Source organism: Nocardiopsis sp. TNDT3 (assembly GCF_003427465.1).
Classification (GTDB): domain Bacteria; phylum Actinomycetota; class Actinomycetes; order Streptosporangiales; family Streptosporangiaceae; genus Nocardiopsis; species Nocardiopsis dassonvillei.
The window spans coordinates 1-1,302 of sequence record NZ_QPFC01001020.1 but is presented as its reverse complement, the minus strand read 5'-3'; the positions used below and the strand labels follow the sequence as shown (position 1 = coordinate 1,302).

The 1,302-nt window shown below is 73.8% G+C and carries 1 protein-coding gene; it reads left to right on the top strand.

The features are described from left to right. Positions 1-1,265: L-fucose/L-arabinose isomerase family protein (locus tag DQW06_RS23165; protein ID WP_117199304.1), on the top strand; the 1,265-nt coding region annotated here is incomplete at its 5' end. Between the last annotated feature and the right edge of the window lie 37 nt (positions 1,266-1,302).

Here is a 1,302-nt window from a genome sequence, read left to right as displayed (position 1 = left end):
AGTGGACCGTGGCCCCGCCGGTGCGCGGGCGCGCCGACGCCGAGGAGGCGATCCGCGGCTTCGAGGCCGCCGGACTCGACGGGGTCCTGGTCGTCATGCTCACCTACGGCCCCTCCCTGCGCGTCACCCGCGCGCTGGCCCATACCCACCTGCCCCTGGCGCTGGCCAACATCCAGCCCGACCCCGCGGTCAGCCCGTCCTGGGACATGGACGACATGACCTACAACCAGGGCATCCACGGGGCCCAGGACACCGCCAACGCCATGGTGCGGGCGGGGCTGCCCTTCGAGGTCCTCACCGGCGAGTGGCAGAGCCCGGAGTTCGCCGCGCGCGTGGACCGCTGGGCGCGGGCGGCCCGCGCCGTCACCGCCCTGCGCGGGCTGCGGGTCGGCGTGTTCGGCTACCCCATGAACGGCATGGGCGACGCCAGGGTGGACGAGACCGCGCTGCTGCGCAGGCTCGGCCCCGAGGTCCACGTCATCGCGCCCGGAGCCCTGCACCGGACCATGGCCGACCTGCCCGAACAGGCCGTGCGCGACCTCATGGCCTGGGAGGACGGGGCCCTGGAGGTGGACGGCCGCCTGTCCGAGGAGGAGCGCGAGGACCACGCCCGCATGCAGCTGGGCATCGAACGGCTGCTGGAGGAGTCCGGGTGCGGCGCCTACTCCACCCACTTCGACGCGATCGGGGAGGACGGCCGCTTCGCCCGGCTGCCGATGGCCGCCGCCTCCACCCTGATGGCCCAGGGGTACGGGTTCGCCGGTGAGGGCGACGTCCTGGCCGCCTCGATCGTCTACGCCGGGCACCAGCTCGCCGGGGACGGCCACTTCACCGAGATGTACGCGATGGACTTCCCCAGCGACTCCATCCTCATGAGCCACATGGGCGAGGGGAACTGGAGGGTGGCCCGCGAGGACGAGCCCATCCGGCTGGTCAAGCGCCCGCTGGGCATCGGCGGCCTGGGCGACCCGCCCACCATCGTGTTCCGCTACCGGCCGGGCCCGGCCACCCTGGCCTCCCTGGTCGCCCTCGGCGGAGAGGAGTTCCGCCTGGTCGTGGCCGAGGGCGAGGTCATCGACGCCCCCGAACTGCCCTCCCTGGAGATGCCCTACGGCCAGTTCCGCCCCGAGACGGGTGTGCGGGCCTGCATGGACGCCTGGCTCCGCGCGGGCGGCACCCACCACATGGTCATGAACACCGGGGCGCGTGCGCAGGACTGGCGGGTCCTGTGCGAGCTGTCCGGAATCGAGTACGTCCGGGTCTGACCCGGACGCCGAGCGCCCCGGCGCGTCCACACCCCCC